The organism is Streptomyces sp. NPDC002853 (assembly GCF_053591915.1).
On sequence record NZ_JBSFUS010000001.1, the window covers coordinates 280,885 to 295,832 of the forward strand.

Annotated in this window: 12 protein-coding genes; 8 read left to right on the plus strand and 4 right to left on the minus strand. The window is 69.9% G+C overall.

The window, feature by feature from the left end; all coding sequences use genetic code 11:
• Nucleotides 1-61: 61 nt before the first annotated feature.
• On the minus strand, nt 62-1,231 hold the full coding sequence (locus tag ACWD02_RS01280) for a steroid 3-ketoacyl-CoA thiolase (RefSeq protein ID WP_451203215.1): 1,170 nt from the start codon (nt 1,229-1,231) through the stop codon (nt 62-64).
• A 295-nt stretch (nt 1,232-1,526) separates the two neighbouring features.
• On the opposite strand from ACWD02_RS01280, the gene ACWD02_RS01285 reads away from it, so the two are divergent.
• The gene (locus tag ACWD02_RS01285; RefSeq protein ID WP_451203218.1) at nt 1,527-2,771 is read left to right on the plus strand and encodes a cytochrome P450; all 1,245 of its coding nucleotides are present in this window, start codon (nt 1,527-1,529) and stop codon (nt 2,769-2,771) included.
• Nucleotides 2,772-2,931: 160 nt separating this feature from the next.
• Complete coding sequence (locus ACWD02_RS01290; protein WP_451203221.1) at nt 2,932-4,554, plus strand: hypothetical protein; 1,623 nt, start codon at nt 2,932-2,934, stop codon at nt 4,552-4,554.
• Here ACWD02_RS01290 and ACWD02_RS01295 read toward each other — a convergent pair.
• Nucleotides 4,508-6,604 carry a bifunctional glycosyltransferase 87/phosphatase PAP2 family protein gene (locus ACWD02_RS01295; RefSeq protein ID WP_451203224.1) on the minus strand — a complete coding sequence of 699 codons (2,097 nt, stop codon included), beginning with the start codon at nt 6,602-6,604 and terminating at the stop codon, nt 4,508-4,510. The two genes, ACWD02_RS01290 and ACWD02_RS01295, sit on opposite strands and share 47 nt — an antisense overlap.
• Nucleotides 6,605-7,099: 495 nt before the next feature.
• On the opposite strand from ACWD02_RS01295, the gene proP reads away from it, so the two are divergent.
• Both proP and ACWD02_RS01305 read left to right on the plus strand, forming a co-directional pair.
• A complete protein-coding gene (proP, locus tag ACWD02_RS01300) occupies nt 7,100-8,533 on the plus strand; it encodes a glycine betaine/L-proline transporter ProP (RefSeq protein ID WP_451203227.1) in 1,434 nt (477 codons plus the stop codon).
• Between the two features lie 472 nt (nt 8,534-9,005).
• Nucleotides 9,006-9,674, plus strand: coding sequence for an O-methyltransferase (locus ACWD02_RS01305; protein WP_451203230.1), 669 nt, complete (start codon nt 9,006-9,008; stop codon nt 9,672-9,674).
• Between the two features lie 59 nt (nt 9,675-9,733).
• Here ACWD02_RS01305 and ACWD02_RS01310 read toward each other — a convergent pair whose 3' ends face one another.
• Nucleotides 9,734-10,126: a hypothetical protein gene (locus ACWD02_RS01310; RefSeq protein ID WP_451203233.1), complete on the minus strand. Its 393-nt coding sequence runs from the start codon at nt 10,124-10,126 to the stop codon at nt 9,734-9,736.
• A 115-nt stretch (nt 10,127-10,241) separates the two neighbouring features.
• On the opposite strand from ACWD02_RS01310, the gene ACWD02_RS01315 reads away from it, so the two are divergent.
• The 4 genes from ACWD02_RS01315 to ACWD02_RS01330 all read left to right on the plus strand — a co-directional run bounded on the left by ACWD02_RS01315 (nt 10,242) and on the right by ACWD02_RS01330 (nt 12,755).
• Complete coding sequence (locus tag ACWD02_RS01315) at nt 10,242-10,691, plus strand: DnaJ family domain-containing protein (protein ID WP_451203235.1); 450 nt, start codon at nt 10,242-10,244, stop codon at nt 10,689-10,691.
• A 272-nt stretch (nt 10,692-10,963) separates the two neighbouring features.
• Entirely contained in the window at nt 10,964-11,290 is a 327-nt protein-coding gene (locus tag ACWD02_RS01320) for an antibiotic biosynthesis monooxygenase family protein (RefSeq protein WP_451203238.1), read from the plus strand.
• 79 nt (nt 11,291-11,369) lie between these two features.
• On the plus strand, nt 11,370-12,008 hold the full coding sequence (locus tag ACWD02_RS01325; RefSeq protein ID WP_451203239.1) for a LysE family translocator: 639 nt from the start codon (nt 11,370-11,372) through the stop codon (nt 12,006-12,008).
• Between the two features lie 183 nt (nt 12,009-12,191).
• Nucleotides 12,192-12,755, plus strand: a complete 564-nt coding sequence (locus ACWD02_RS01330) for a GNAT family N-acetyltransferase (RefSeq protein WP_451203242.1) — start codon at nt 12,192-12,194, stop codon at nt 12,753-12,755.
• Between the two features lie 48 nt (nt 12,756-12,803).
• On the opposite strand, the gene ACWD02_RS01335 is transcribed toward ACWD02_RS01330, so the two are convergent.
• A complete protein-coding gene (locus ACWD02_RS01335; RefSeq protein ID WP_451203244.1) occupies nt 12,804-14,873 on the minus strand; it encodes a DHA2 family efflux MFS transporter permease subunit in 2,070 nt (689 codons plus the stop codon).
• Nucleotides 14,874-14,948 lie beyond the last annotated feature (75 nt).

Genomic DNA, 14,948 nt, shown 5'->3' on the forward strand with positions numbered 1-14,948 from the left:
TCAAACGCCGGACAGGCTGGATACTCCAGTCCGTCCGGCGTTTTCGGCTTCCGGAAACGGCCTACAGCCGCTGGATGATCGTCCCCGTGGCGACGGCCCCGCCCGCGCACATCGTGATCAGCGCGAACTCCTTGTCCCGCCGCTCGAGTTCATGCAGGGCGGTGGTGATCAGCCGCGCCCCGGTCGCCCCGACCGGGTGGCCGATGGCTATCGCGCCCCCGTTCACGTTCACCTTCTCCAGGTCCTGCTCGAAGACCTGCGCCCAGCTCAGCACCACCGATGCGAACGCCTCGTTGATCTCCACGAGGTCGATGTCCTTCAGGGACATCCCCGCCTTGCCGAGCACCGCCCGTGTCGCGTCGATCGGTCCGTCCAGATGGAAGTGCGGATCGGCGCCCACCAGCGCCTGTGCCACGATCCGCGCGCGCGGCCGCAGCTTCAGGGCCCGCGCCATCCGCTTCGACGCCCACATGATCGCCGCCGCGCCGTCCGAGATCTGCGAGGAGTTGCCCGCGGTGTGCACGGCGGTCGGCATCACCGGCTTGAGCCGCTCGAGGCCCTCCATCGTGGTGTCCCGCAGCCCCTCGTCCCGGTCGACGAGGCGCCACATGCCCTGCCCGGCGGCCTGCTCCTCCTCCGTCGTCGGGACCTGGACGGCGAACGTCTCGCGCTTGAAGCGCTCCTCGGCCCAGGCGGTCGCGGCGCGCTCCTGCGAGATGAGGCCGAGCGAGTCGACGTTCTCCCTGGTCAGGCCACGATGACGGGCGATCCGCTCGGCCGCCTCGAACTGGTTGGGCAGATCGACGTTCCACTCCTCGGGGAACGGCTTGCCAGGACCGTGCTTGGAGCCCGACCCCAGCGGCACCCGCGACATCGCCTCGACGCCGCAGCTGATGCCCACGTCGATGACACCGGCCGCGACCATGTTGGCGACCATGTGGCTGGCCTGCTGCGACGAGCCGCACTGACAGTCCACCGTCGTCGCGGCGGTCTCGTACGGAAGGCCCATGGTGAGCCAGGCCGTGCGTGCCGGGTTCATGGACTGCTCCCCGGCGTGCGTGACCGTGCCGCCCACGATCTGCTCGACGCAGTCGGCGTGGATGCCCGTGCGGCCGAGGAGCTCGCGGTAGGTCTCACCGAGCAGATAGGCGGGGTGGAGATTGGCGAGCGCGCCGCCGCGCTTACCTATGGGGGTGCGTACGGCTTCGACGATGACAGGTTCCGCGGCCATGGGCGTCCTCTCCATCCGCATCCCGCGCGAGTGTCCCGGCACCCACGCGGAGAACTAGTACGCGTTCTAGTTCTGCAAGCAGTCTGCTGAGCGCGACCCCGGCACCGCAAGGGGCTTGCACGCACCTTGCGCAGGACGTACACAGTGGGGCCTCCCCTGATCTTTAAGAGCTTGGGGAAGCGACCCCGACGCGGGCCTTGCCACTTGTAGAACCCGTTACTACCTTGCGGGTCATCTCCTGATGGACCGTCAGGACAGCTACAGAGCTGCCAGAACTGAACTCCTGGAGTTGCCGATGCCCTGTCCAGCGCTGCCCGACGGGTTCGACTTCACCGATCCCGACCTGCTCCAAGAGCGCGTGCCCCACCCGGAGTTCGCCCAGCTGCGGCAGACCGAACCGGTGCGCTGGATCGCCCAGCCGCCACGCATCTCCGGCTTCGACGACTCGGGCTACTGGGCCGTCACCCGGCACGCGGACGTCAAGTACGTCTCCACGCACCCGGAGTTGTTCTCCTCGAACCTCAACACCGCGGTCATCCGGTTCAACGAGACGATCAGCCGCGACCAGATCGAGGTCCAGAAGCTGATCATGCTGAACATGGACCCGCCCGAGCACACCCGCGTCCGCCAGATCGTGCAGCGCGGCTTCACCCCCCGCGCCATACGTTCCCTGGAGGACGCCCTGCGCGAGCGCGCGGGCTCCATCGTCGAGACGGCCCTGGCGAACGCCGCGGCCGACGGCTCCTTCGACTTCGTCACCAACGTCGCCGTGGAACTTCCCCTCCAGGCGATCGCCGAGCTCATCGGCGTGCCCCAGGACGACCGTACGAAGATCTTCGACTGGTCCAACAAGATGGCGGCCTACGACGACCCGGAGTACGCGATCACCGAGGAGGTCGGCGCCGAGGCGGCCATGGAGATCGTCTCCTACGCGATGAATCTCGCCGCCGCTCGCAAGGAGTGCCCGGCCAAGGACATCGTCAGCCAGCTGGTCGCCGCCGAGGACGAGGGCAACCTCTCGTCCGACGAGTTCGGCTTCTTCGTCATCCTGCTCGCGGTGGCCGGCAACGAGACGACCCGCAACGCCATCACCCACGGCATGCACGCCTTCCTCACCCACCCCGAGCAGTGGGAACTCTTCAAGCGCGAGCGCCCCGAGACCACCGCCGAGGAGATCGTGCGCTGGGCCACCCCCGTCGTCTCCTTCCAGCGCACCGCGACCCAGGACACCGAGATCGGCGACGCGAAGATCAAGCAGGGCGACCGCGTCGGCATCTTCTACTCCTCGGCCAACAACGACCCCGAAGTCTTCGACGACCCGATGAAGTTCGACATCACCCGCGACCCGAACCCGCACCTCGGATTCGGCGGCGGAGGCCCGCACTTCTGCCTCGGCAAGTCCCTCGCCGTCCTGGAGATCAACCTCATCTTCAACGCGATCGCGGACGCGCTGCCCGACCTGCGACTGGTCTCCGACCCCCGCAGGCTCCGCTCGGCCTGGCTGAACGGCGTCAAGGAACTGCAGGTCAGCACCGGCTGACCCGCCGCCAGGGAGGCAGGGGCGACACCTCCCACGCCCTGCCCCTGCCTCCCCCTGGCACATATCCGGCCATGAACCGTCCGGAGCCAACGTTTCTGTTGCGTTGCGCGTCTTGAGAAGCAAACGTTGCCTCTCCAAGACTTCGAACGGAAACGGTGCCGTGGTCTCCGCTGGTCTCTCTCTCGCGCCGTCGGGCAGCACACCCTCGGAGCGGAAGACCTCCTTCCGGGAATTCTGCCGACGCCACCGGGTTCCGCTCGTCGCCACGCTGCCCACGCTTCCGCTGTACGCGGTGTGGGCGGCGTTCCTCGCCACCGGCGGCGGCGACCTGGCGGCCCAGGAGGCGTGGGCGCGGTTCGCGTCGGAGCACGGGGCCGCCGCGTACGGCCTGTTCTGGTACGGCGGCATGCACACCGCCAACTACAGCCTGATCTCGCCTTACCTGATGGCCGCCGTGGGCGTGAAGACCGTGACGGTGGTGTCGGGTGTCGCCGGTGCCTGGCTGGTCGCCGCGCTCGTCGAACGCACCGGGATGCGGCGCCCGCTGTGGCCCGCGGTGCTCGCCTCGCTCGCGGTGTGGTGCAACGTCGCGTCCGGGCGCACGACGTTCGCCCTCGGCATCGCCTTCGGGTTCGCGGCATGCCTGATGCTGGTGCGCGAGCGGCGTGTGGTGGCGGCCGTGGTGTGCGCGGCGCTCGCCACCATGTCCAGTCCGGTGGCGGGCCTCTTCCTCGTGGTGGCGGGCGCCGCCTACTTCCTCGTACGTGACTGGGGGCGGGCCGCGGCGCTGATGGTGCCGCCGGTGGTGGTCGTGGGCGTGACCACCGCGCTCTTCCCCTTCTCCGGCGAGCACTTGATGCCGTTCGACCGGATCTTCCCGCCCGTGCTGTTCGGCCTCGCGCTCATCGTGGCGGCTCCGCGCGAGTGGCGCGTACTGCGGTGGGGGGCGGGGGTGTACGCGGCCGGGACGGTCCTCACCTATCTCATCCCGTCCCCGATCGGCACGAACGTGGAGCGCCTCGCCGAGTTGCTCGCGCCCGCCGCGCTGCTCGGCGCCCTGCTGATGCCCGCGCTGTCCCGCGTACGCCGTGTCGTGCTCACCGTGGCGCTCGTGCTGTCCACGGCGTGGGTCGGGCAGAAGACCGCGGACGATCTGACGGTGTCGACGGCCGTGCCGAAGTGGGCCGCCGACACCGAGGGCGTGGTGCGGGAGCTGGAGCGGCTCGGCGCCGACCGGGGCCGCGTGGAGGTGGTCCCGGCCCGCAACCACCGCGAGGCCACGGCCCTGGCGCCGTACGTGAACATGGCGCGCGGCTGGAACCGGCAGCTCGACATCGAACGCGGGCGGCTCTTCTACGACGGGTCGTTCTCGGCCACCACCTACCGGGCGTGGCTGGACAAGTGGGCGGTCGGCTACGTGGTGTTGCCGTCGGGCAAGCCGGACGGGTTCGCCGAGGACGAGGCGGCCCTGGTCGCCAGTGGCCCCAAGTGGCTGGAGCCGGTGTGGCGGGACGCGCACTGGCGGGTGTTCCGGGTGAAGGACGCGGTGCCGATGGTGTCGAGGCCGGCGACCGTCGTGAAGTCCACCGGGTCGGCCATGGTGGTGCGCGTCCCCACGCGCGGGCCGGTGACGCTTCGCCTGGTGTACTCGCCGTGGCTCCGGGCCGAGGGGGCCTGCCTGGAGCGGCACGGCGAGTTCACCCGGCTCACGGTGTCCGCACCGGGCACGTACACGATCAGCTCGGGGTACGGTCCTTCGCCGAGTCCTTCGTCATGTCGATGACCGGCTTCACGCGCGTGACGGGCTCCGCGCCCGTGACCGGCTCCGCCCCCGTGGCCACCTTCAGGGTCCTGGCGACGCGGGGTCCTGCCAGGAGGTAGCCGATGCCGAAGCCCGCGCCGACGACGGCCGCGCCGCCCACCGCGTCCAGGACCCAGTGGTTGCCGGTGGCGACGATCGCGGCGACGGTGCACAGCGGATGCAGCAGGCCCAAGGCCTTCATCCACCACCTCGGCGCGAGGGCCACGATCACCACACCGCACCACAGCGACCAGCCGAAGTGCAGCGAGGGCATCGCCGCGTACTGGTTGGTGAGCGCGGTCAGCGTGCCGTAGTCCGGCTGGGTGAAGTCCTGCACGCCGTGCACCGTGTCGATGAAGCCCAGCTCGGGCATCAGGCGCGGCGGGGCCAGCGGGTAGAGCCAGAACCCGACGAGCGCGAGGAGCGTGGCGAAGCCGAGGGCCGAGCGCGCCCAGCGGTAGTCGGCGGGACGCCGGACGTAGAGCACGCCGAGGACCGTCAGCGGCACCACGAAGTGGAACGAGGTGTAGTAGAAGTTGAAGAACTCTTCGAGCCAACTGACCTTCACCACCGCGTGGTTGACCCAGTGCTCGATGTCGATGTGCAGGAACTGCTCGATCGCGTGGACCTGCTCGCCGTGCTGCTCGGCGGTGGCGCGTCCACCCGAGTTGGTGCCGCCCGTCGCGGCGAGCCGCGCCTGTTGGTAGGCGGAGTAGCCGACGCGGATCAGGAGCAGTTCGAGCAGGAGGTTCGGCCGGGTGGTGACCCGCCGCCAGAACGGGAGCAGCGGCACCCAACTCCAGCGTGCGGGCGCGGGCCTGGCGTAGTCGGTGGGGACGGGCTCCTGGTACCGCGGGTCCGTACGGGACAGGAACGGCACCACCGTGGCGGCGGCGAGCGCGGCGATCAGGACGACGTTGTCGCGGATGGGCTCCACGACCGGCATGTTCGGCAGCATCATCTTCGCCGGCAGCGTCGAGACGAGGACGACGGCGACGGGCCACATGTACCGGTCCGACTGCTTCTTGCCGGCCCGGCCGACCACCGCGAGCAGCACCCACAGGAGCTGGTGCTGCCAGGTCGTCGGGGACACGGCGACGGCGACACAGCCGGTGATCGCGACGGCGAGCAGCAGTTGCCCGTCCTTGGCGTAGCGCACGGCCCGGCGCACGCCGAACCAGACGACGACCGCGCTCAGGGCCACGTAGAGCCCGATCTCCAGCGGCCCTTCGAGGCCGAACCGGAGCAGGGCGCCGTGCAGCGACTGGTTGGCGAGACCGGCCGGACTCGCGCCGAGGCCCGCTCCCGCCAGGTGGTGTATCCAGTACGTCCACGAATCGTGCGGCATCGCGGCCCAGGCGAGCGCGGTGATGGCGAGGAAGGTGGCGCCGGTGGAGGCGGTGGCCCGCCTGCGGCCGGTGAACCAGAAGAGGGCGGCGAAGAGCAGCAGCGTGGGCTGGAGCGCGGCCCCGATGCCGATGAGGACGCCGCTGGCGCGTTCCCCGCGGACCGCGAAGCACCCGAGCAGGACGAGGAGCACGGGGAAGATGCTGGTCTGGCCCAGGTACAGGGTGTTGCGCACCGGGAGCGACAGCATCAGGAGGCAGATCGCGACGGGCGCGGCGAGCAGCGAGGTGCGCCGGGACACGGGCTGCGGCAGCGCCCGAGCCGCGACCATGCCGAGGAGCACGACCAGGATCAGCGTGCCGAACGTCCAGCCCCAGCCGAGCGCCTGCTCGGCCGCGCGCGAGAACGGTTTGAGCACGAGTCCCGCGAAGGGGGTGCCGGTGAACTTGTCCGCGTCGTAGAAGGAGCCGTTCACATGCAGGACGCCGTCCGGGCCGATCCAGGTCTCGAGATCGATGAGCCGCTCGCCTTTCGGCGTTCGCAGGACGACGGCCGCCTGGCGTACCGCGAGTACTGCAGCGATCAGCCAGAGGGCGACGCGGATCGCCCCGATCCGCGCTGTCGGTGTGCCGGGTGCCCCCGTCCCAAAGGCATTTCCCGGTCCTCCGTGCTCGACATTCGCCACGCCCCGTCGGCCCTCCCGCCCGCTCGTCGTCTCTGCTCGGTCCCAACGTCCGGCCGGTCCCGAGAGTTCTCCGTCGGCCCCGAGATGTGCGGTCGGACCCGAAGGGCTCGCGCCCTCTGGTGAGACGCGCCGCACCCCCATTTCACCTGTCGGCCACACCGTTTTCTACCGGCTTTTGCGCAGACTTCCTAACCGGCCCTTTTTGTCCGACCATCAACTGGATCTCCACACCCCGTCCACCTCCCATCCATGGAACGACGATTCGGGCCCCCGCGGGCGGTTCCTTGCGCGAGCCGCGACTTAGATCACAAGAACGGCTTCTCGCCACCGTCACAAGCGGAACCATTCGCCCTGGATAGCGGCACATTCCGGACAGTACGCGGTTGGCCGGGCACTGAACGTAATGGTGCCGTCTACACCTATGGTCGCCTGCGGGCCGCCCCTCGCCGGGCGGCTCTGTCCTTGTCGTCAACCGAGAGGCAGGCGAGCGAACCCTTGCCGGCAGCCGCACCCCTCGCACCCGTATCCCCGCAGACCTCGCGGACGCAGGCCCCTCCGTCCGCGCCCGCCTCGGGAGATGTCACCGTCGTCGACCCGGCGCTGGTCAAGCGGGCAGTGAAGGCGGCGGCTCTCGGCAACGCGATGGAGTGGTTCGACTTCGGCGTCTACAGCTACATCGCCGTGACGCTCGGCAAGGTCTTCTTCCCCTCGGGCAACCCCACGGCGCAGCTGCTCTCCACCTTCGGCGCCTTCGCCGCGGCGTTCCTGATCCGCCCGCTGGGCGGCATGGTCTTCGGGCCGCTAGGTGACCGCATCGGCCGCCAGAAGATCCTCGCCCTCACCATGATCATGATGGCGGCGGGCACGTTCGCGATCGGCTTGATCCCGTCGTACGCGTCGATCGGCGTGGGCGCCCCAATCCTTCTGCTGCTTGCCCGCCTGGTGCAGGGCTTCTCGACGGGCGGCGAGTACGCGGGCGCCTCCACGTTCATCGCCGAGTACGCACCCGACAAGAAGCGGGGTTTCCTCGGCAGCTGGCTGGAGTTCGGCACCCTCGCCGGCTACATCGGCGGCGCGGGCCTGGTCACCCTGATGACGGCCCTGCTCTCCACCGACGACCTCCTCTCCTGGGGCTGGCGCATCCCGTTCCTGATCGCGGGCCCGATGGGCCTGATCGGCCTGTATTTGCGGATGAAGCTGGAGGAGACCCCGGCGTTCGCCGCGGAGCTCGCCAAGGCACACAAGGACGAGCAGTCCCGCCCGAAGGTGCGCCTGCGCGAGATGGTGACGGGCCAGTGGAAGGCCCTCCTCCTCTGCATGGGCCTGGTCCTGGTCTTCAACGTCACGGACTACATGCTGCTGTCGTACATGCCGAGCTATCTGACGAGCGAGCTCAAGTACGACGAGACGCACGGACTCCTGGTCGTGCTCGCCGTGATGGCGCTGATGATGTGCGTGCAGCCGTTCGCGGGCGCGCTGACGGACCGGGTGGGCCGCCGCCCGGTGATCGCGGCGGGCTGCGCGGGCTTCCTGCTCCTCTCGGTCCCCGCCCTGCTCCTGATCCGCCAGGGCTCGCTCTGGGCGATCGGCCTGGGCATGGCGGCGCTGGGCCTGCTCCTGGTCTGCTTCACGTCGTCGATGCCGTCGACACTCCCCGCCCTCTTCCCGACCAAGGTCCGCTACGGCTCGCTCTCCATCGGCTTCAACATCTCCGTGTCGATCTTCGGAGGCACGACACCGCTGGTGGTGACGGCGCTGATCGGAGCAACGGGGAACATGATGATGCCCGCCTACTACATGATGGCGGCGGCCGTGGTGGGCGGCATCGCGGTCTGGTTCACGACAGAAAGCGCGGGCCGCCCTTTGCCGGGGTCCGGCCCGGCGGTGGAGGCAAGCCCGGCCGACCTGAGGGAAACCAGCTCAGCTTGAGCTGAGCCGGGGGCCCACCTTGCCCCCCACCCAGCCCGTCCGGCGCTTGAGGACGAACTCGGCGAAGCCGGTGACCGACGGCACGCAAGGCCCCGCGTCCAGGTGGAAACCCGCCCGCCCCTCTCAGCCCGTCCGGCGCTTGAGGACGAACTCGGCGAAGCCGGTGATGACGGCAACCAAGGCCCCCGCGCCAGAGCGGGTTTTCGGGAAGGGGCGGGGTTGGGGAAAAGCCCCGCAGGGCAGCCGCCCGAGTTCAGCGGAACGGGCCGGCGCATCGTGGTGGGCACCCGTGCCGTACGCCGACGGAGTCCGTGAAGTCCTGGTCGCGCGCACCCGCCCCCTCCAAGGGCGGCCTCCCAACGCCACCACAACCCATCGACCTCAGTATGCGAGCCCCCACTGACAATCGACCCCACCCCCACTAACATCATTAGCGAACCTAACGAGTAGCGATTGCCCCGGAAAGGCCCCCATGCCCCAGCAGCAATGGACCGCGGTGGACACCTACTTCACCGACCTGCTCGCCCCCGCCGACGAGGCCCTGGCCGCGGCCCTGCACGACAGCGACGCAGCCGGTCTGCCGCAGATCAGCGTCGCGCCGAACCAGGGCAAGCTGCTCCAGCTCCTCGCCCAGATCCAGGGCGCGCACCGCATCCTCGAGATCGGCACGCTCGGCGGCTACAGCACCATCTGGCTGGCCCGCGCCCTGCCCGCGGACGGCCACCTGGTCACTCTGGAGTACTCCCCGGTGCACGCCGACGTGGCCCGCGGCAACCTCGCCCGCGCCGGCCTCGACAAGCTCACCGAGGTCCGGGTGGGCCCGGCACTCGACTCACTTGCCGCACTCGTGTCCGAGGAGGCGGCCCCCTTCGACCTGGTGTTCATCGACGCGGACAAGGCCAACAACCCGCACTACGTCGAGTGGTCGCTCAAGCTCACCCGCCCCGGCAGCCTCATCATCGTCGACAACGTCGTACGCAGCGGCGCGGTGGTCGACGCGGACAGCACCGACCCCGGCGTGCAGGGAACACGCAAGGCGCTGGAACTCATCGCCACGCACCCGAAGTTGAGCGGAACGGCGCTGCAGACGGTGGGCACGAAGGGCTACGACGGCCTGGCCCTGGCCCGAGTACTGGACTGAGCCCCACCAGCCAAACGGCAAGCACGCACGCCCACCAACCCACCACACCACCAGGCGGCTCAACCCTCCAGATAAAACCCGACATGCACGCTGCGAGGCCCGGCCCGGTCCTGGATGACGACGTCACCGGACTCACCCCGGGGCAACGGAGCCGTCCCCCCGTACGCAAGGGGCGCCGGCCTCCCGCCCACACTGAGCCGCACCTCCGAGGCGGGCTCGGGATGCGACCCGCGTACCCACGTGACGGTCCAGCTTCCGTCGGGCCCGCAGCGGAACTCCAGATGCGTACGCGAGACGAACAGCCAGTCATCCGGCGGCACAAGGCGGCACACCCCGCGATCGCGCCCCACCCGCAGCACGGAACCCGGCGCGCTCGGGGCGTCAGCCATGAGCATGCCCGCGGTCGCCCCCTCGTCCGCCCCGGCCAACGAGGCCATGGTCAGCTCCAGCACGTACGCTCCCCCAGCTCTCGGCGTCCAGAAAACGCGACGGCCGCACACGCCCCCGCGCCGCCGCATCCTATGGCGCACCTCACGTGACCGCACGGTCGCCTGGAACAATGGACGCATGACTGAACGGAAACCACCTGAGGTCAGTTTCGAGTCGTGGATCGACAAGCAGATCCGCGAGGCCGAGGAACGGGGCGACTTCGCCACCCTGAAGGGTCGCGGCAAGCCGCTGCCGGACGGCCTGAACACCACGTCACACGACGAACAGTGGTGGATCAAGCAGAAGATGGCCCGCGAGGGCCTCTCCCACCTCCCCCCGACCCTGGCCCTGCGCAAGGAGGCGGAGGACGTTCTGGCCGCGGCCCCCGACGCCCCCTCCGAACAAGCGGCCCGCCGCCTGGTGACAGCCCTCAACGCCAAGATCACCGAGGCCCTGCGCCTGCCACCACCGGGTCCACCCCTGGGCCTGAAGCCTTTCGACGTGGAGGAGGTGGCCGAATCCTGGCGCGAACGCCACCGGAACAGCGAACGCCACCCGGACAGCGAACGCCCCCCGAACAGGGGCTAGGGGCATGAACCGCCGCTCCCTCGCATCCGACACCCTGGCCGCGACACACCCGGCGGCAGCACTGGGCGGCGTCCCCGACGCCCGGCCCCGTCCGACAAACCGACGTCCGCGTCGCAGCACTCGCAGTAGACACAGTGGCCGCATCAGACACAGTGGCCGCAGTGGACATCCAAGACCCGCAGTGGACACCCAAGACACAGCAGACGCGACACCGACCCCCCACCCCTCAGGTCGGTCACAGCGGCCGGAAGCCCCTGCGGCAGGATGGCCTCATGAGCATCGTCAAGATCAACGTGCTGACCGTTCCCGCCGAGCAGCGGGAAACCCTGGAGAAGCGCTTCGCGTCCCGCGCCGGTGCCGTCGAGAACTCGGACGGCTTCGAATGGTTCGAGCTGCTCCGCCCCATCGAAGGGACCGACGACTACCTCGTCTACACGCGCTGGCGTGACGAGGAGTCCTTCCAGGCGTGGATGGAGGGACCGATGAAGGCCGCGCACCAGGGTGGCGCCGCGGGTGGTGGGGAGCGGCCCAAGCCCGCGTCGAGCAGTGCCGCCGTGTGGTCGTTCGAGGTCGTGCAGCAGGCCGCGCCCAAGGGCTAGCCGTGGGCTGGCCCACGCTCCGCGGGGCCCCGCGGAAAAGCGATGTCGAGGGGCGGTGGACCTGTGGTGCCATGGGCTCATGATGTCCTCCGATCGGATACTCGCCTTCGCGGCCATGTCGTTCCTGCTCATCGTGATTCCCGGGCCCAGCGTCCTGTTCGTGATCGGGAGGGCGCTGGCGCAGGGACGGCGTGCCGCGCTGACCTCGGTGGTGGGAAACACGATCGGCGCGTACGTGCTCGTGGTCGCCGTCGCTCTCGGCATCGGCTCCGTCGTGGAGCGCTCGGTCGTCGTGTTCACGGCGCTGAAGCTGCTGGGCGCCGCCTACCTGGTGTATCTGGGGGTCAAGGCGGTGCGCCAACGCCGTTCGCTGTACGCCGCGTTCACCGGTGACGCCCCTGCCCAGAGTGGGCTGCGTACGTTGTGGGAAGGGTTCGCCGTCGGTGTGGCCAACCCCAAGACCATCGTCTTCTTCGCCGCCGTGCTGCCGCAGTTCGTCGACCGCGAGCAGGGGCACGTCATGCTGCAGATGCTGCTGCTCGGCCTGGTCTTCAACGCCATCGCCCTGGCGTCCGACAGCGTGTGGGGTCTGGTCGCGGCCACCGCGCGCGGCTGGTTCGCGCACTCGCCGCGGCGGCTCTCGACCGTGGGCGGCGTCGGCGGGCTCACCATGATCGGGCTCGGCGTCAGCATCGCCGCCACCGGCCGCAAGGACTGACCGGCTCATCACCTGGCCGGATCACCTGAGCGACTTACCTCTGCGACTTGCCTCTGTGGCTTACCTCTGCGACTTACCTGAGCAATTCACCTGACCGGCTCGCCTGACCGAGCGACCCGGCAAGGCCGCGGCGCCCCCCTAATTAGCTTGCGGGGCACGGCAGTCGCGTCCCGAGAATGGCCCATGACCACCCGCATCGAGAACGGCACCCCGGCCACCGCCGCCTGGACCGTCGCCCCCGAAGCCGTCGACTCGCCCGTCGCCGCCGCACTGTGGCGCGCGTACTACACCGAGGTGAGCGACCGCTATTACCTCCTCCACGAGGGGCGCAGGACCGACCCCGGAGAGCTGGAGCGCGAGGTCGCGGCGGAGACGGGCGGCGACCTGTGCCCGCCCACCGGCACCCTCCTCGTCGCCCGGTACGGGGGCGAGCCCGCGGGCACGGCCGGGGTGCGACTCATGAACGATCTGCCGGACGTTCCGGGTCCGCCCGCTCCTCCCACCGCCGAGCTCAAGCGCGTCTTCCTGCGCGAGGACATGCGCGGCAAGGGCGGCGCAGCCCTGCTGCTCGCCGCCGCCGAGGACGCCGCCCGCGCGCTCGGCGCCGAGCGCATCATCCTCGACACCCGCCTCGACCTCGTCGAGGCCAGAGCGCTCTACGCCCGGCACGGCTACGAGGAGAGCGCGCCGCTCACCGAGCGCATGTACGCGGAGTGCTGGTACGCCAAGAAGCTGAAGCTGACCTGACGCCCATCCACCTGATTCCGCGAACCGGGAGCGGGGTGGCGGCGCCGCTCAGGCCGCCACCCCGCGCTGTGGTGACCTGCCGTTGCGCGGCTGTTCGGCGTCGGAGCCGCACATCTCGGCGCCGAGCTCCTCGACGAGCTTGACCAGGTCGGTGGGCCGGTCGGGCCCCCACCAGTCGCCGAGCAGCTCGGCCAGGGACTCCTCGCGGGCCTTGGCCAGCCTCGCGACCGCCGCCCGGCCCTCGTCGGTCAGCGTCAGGCCCATGCCCTGGCGCCGGGCGAGCCTGCGCTCCTCGACCTGGCGGGACGCCGCCGTGATCACGGACAGGGGCACGGTGGTGCGCTCGGCGAGCATCGCCGGTTCGACGTGCCCGTGGCGGCTGATCCGCAGCAGGAGCCAGCTGGCGCCGGGCAGCAGGTCGTAGCCCGCGCGCTCGGTGATGCGTACGTAGATCTGGCGGCGGCCCTCCCGCGTGCCGAGGACGGAGAGCGCCCGCGCCACCTCGTCGTACGACGAACGCTCGACGGGATTGCTGGCGAGCGTCTGGGTCTGGTCGGGCGCCGTGACCGAGCCGCGCAGCTTGTCCTCGCGCAGGAACCAGGCGAGGACGAAGGCGACCAGGGCCACCGGCGCCGCGTACAGGAAGACGTCCGTGATGGACGAGGCGTACGCGTGAACGACGCCGGGCCGCACCGCCGCCGGGAGTTCGGCGATGCCGCGCGGGTCCGCCTTGAGGGAGTCGGCGCTGACGCCCGGCGGCAGCTGCTGCCCGGCCACGGCGTCGTTGAGCTTGGTCACGAGCCGGTTGGCGAAGATCGTGCCGAAGATCGCGACGCCGAACGAGGCTCCGATGGAGCGGAAGAACGTGGCACCGGACGTGGCCACGCCCAGATCCCCGTACGGGACCGCGTTCTGCACGATGAGGACCAGGACCTGCATGACCAGGCCGAGCCCGAAGCCGAAGACGAAGAAGAAGGCGCTCATCTCGCCCGTGCCGCTGTTCTCGTCGAGCTGGTGGAGCAGGAGCAGGCCGAGCGCCGTGATCCCGGTGCCCGCGACGGGAAACACCTTCCAGCGGCCCGTACGGCTGACGATCTGGCCGGACGCCGTCGACGAGATCAGCATGCCGATCACCATCGGCAGCATGTGCACGCCGGACATCGTCGGCGTCACGCCCTGGACGACCTGGAGGAACGTCGGCAGATACGTCATCGCGCCGAACATCGCGAAGCCGACCACGAAGCTGATGATCGCGGAGAGCGTGAACGTCCTGACCCGGAACAGTTTCATCGGGATGACCGGTTCGGCCGCCCTGCGCTCGATTGCCACGAAGGCCGCGGCGAGCACGACGCCGAGCACGGCGAGGACGATGATCTGCGGCGATCCCCAGCCCCAGGTGGTGCCGCCGAGCGAGGCGACGAGGACGAGGCAGGTGGCGACGGCCGCGATCAGGAAGGTGCCGAGGTAGTCGATGACGTGCTTCGTCGAACGCACCGGAATGTGCAGGGCCGCGGCGATGACGACGAGCGCGACGACACCGATCGGCAGGTTGACGTAGAAGACCCAGCGCCAGCTGAGATGCTCGGTGAAGAGGCCGCCGAGCAGCGGCCCGAGGACGCTCGTCGCGCCGAAGACCGCACCGAACAGGCCCTGGTACTTGCCTCGTTCGCGCGGCGAGACGATGTCACCGACGATCGCCATCGACAGGACCATCAGTCCGCCGCCGCCGATTCCCTGGAGCGCGCGGAAGCCGATGAGCTGCGGCATGTTCTGCGCCATTCCGCAGAGCGCCGAGCTGATCAGGAAGATGACGATGGCCATCTGGAACAGCTTCTTGCGGCCGTACTGGTCGCCGAGCTTGCCCCAGAGGGGCGTCGCGGCCGTCGCGGCGAGCAGGTACGCGGTGACGACCCACGAGAGGTGCTCCATGCCGCCGAGCTCGCTGACGATGGTGGGCAGCGCGGTGGAGACGATGGTCTGGTCGAGGGCGGCGAGCAGCATGCCGAGCAGCAGCGCACCGATGGAGACCAGTACGCCGCCGTGCGCGTGCTCGTCCGGTGGGCCGGGGACGGGATCTGGCTCCGGCCCCGCGGGGCGGGCGCTGACGTCCTGCGTCATGGACACCTCCTGAAAACTCCCGCGTGTCCTGCGAGGGCTCTCCCTCTCCATCCTGGTCCGTGTGACCCGTTATGG

Bases quoted from the DNA above. Each gene is read 5' to 3' on its own strand.
- ACWD02_RS01280 (WP_451203215.1), bottom strand. From the start codon at position 1,231: ATGGCCGCGGAACCTGTCATCGTCGAAGCCGTACGCACCCCCATAGGT.
- ACWD02_RS01285 (WP_451203218.1), top strand. From the start codon at position 1,527: ATGCCCTGTCCAGCGCTGCCCGACGGGTTCGACTTCACCGATCCCGAC.
- ACWD02_RS01305 (WP_451203230.1), top strand. From the start codon at position 9,006: ATGCCCCAGCAGCAATGGACCGCGGTGGACACCTACTTCACCGACCTG.
- ACWD02_RS01315 (WP_451203235.1), top strand. From the start codon at position 10,242: ATGACTGAACGGAAACCACCTGAGGTCAGTTTCGAGTCGTGGATCGAC.
- ACWD02_RS01320 (WP_451203238.1), top strand. From the start codon at position 10,964: ATGAGCATCGTCAAGATCAACGTGCTGACCGTTCCCGCCGAGCAGCGG.
- ACWD02_RS01325 (WP_451203239.1), top strand. From the start codon at position 11,370: ATGATGTCCTCCGATCGGATACTCGCCTTCGCGGCCATGTCGTTCCTG.
- ACWD02_RS01330 (WP_451203242.1), top strand. From the start codon at position 12,192: ATGACCACCCGCATCGAGAACGGCACCCCGGCCACCGCCGCCTGGACC.
- ACWD02_RS01335 (WP_451203244.1), bottom strand. From the start codon at position 14,873: ATGACGCAGGACGTCAGCGCCCGCCCCGCGGGGCCGGAGCCAGATCCC.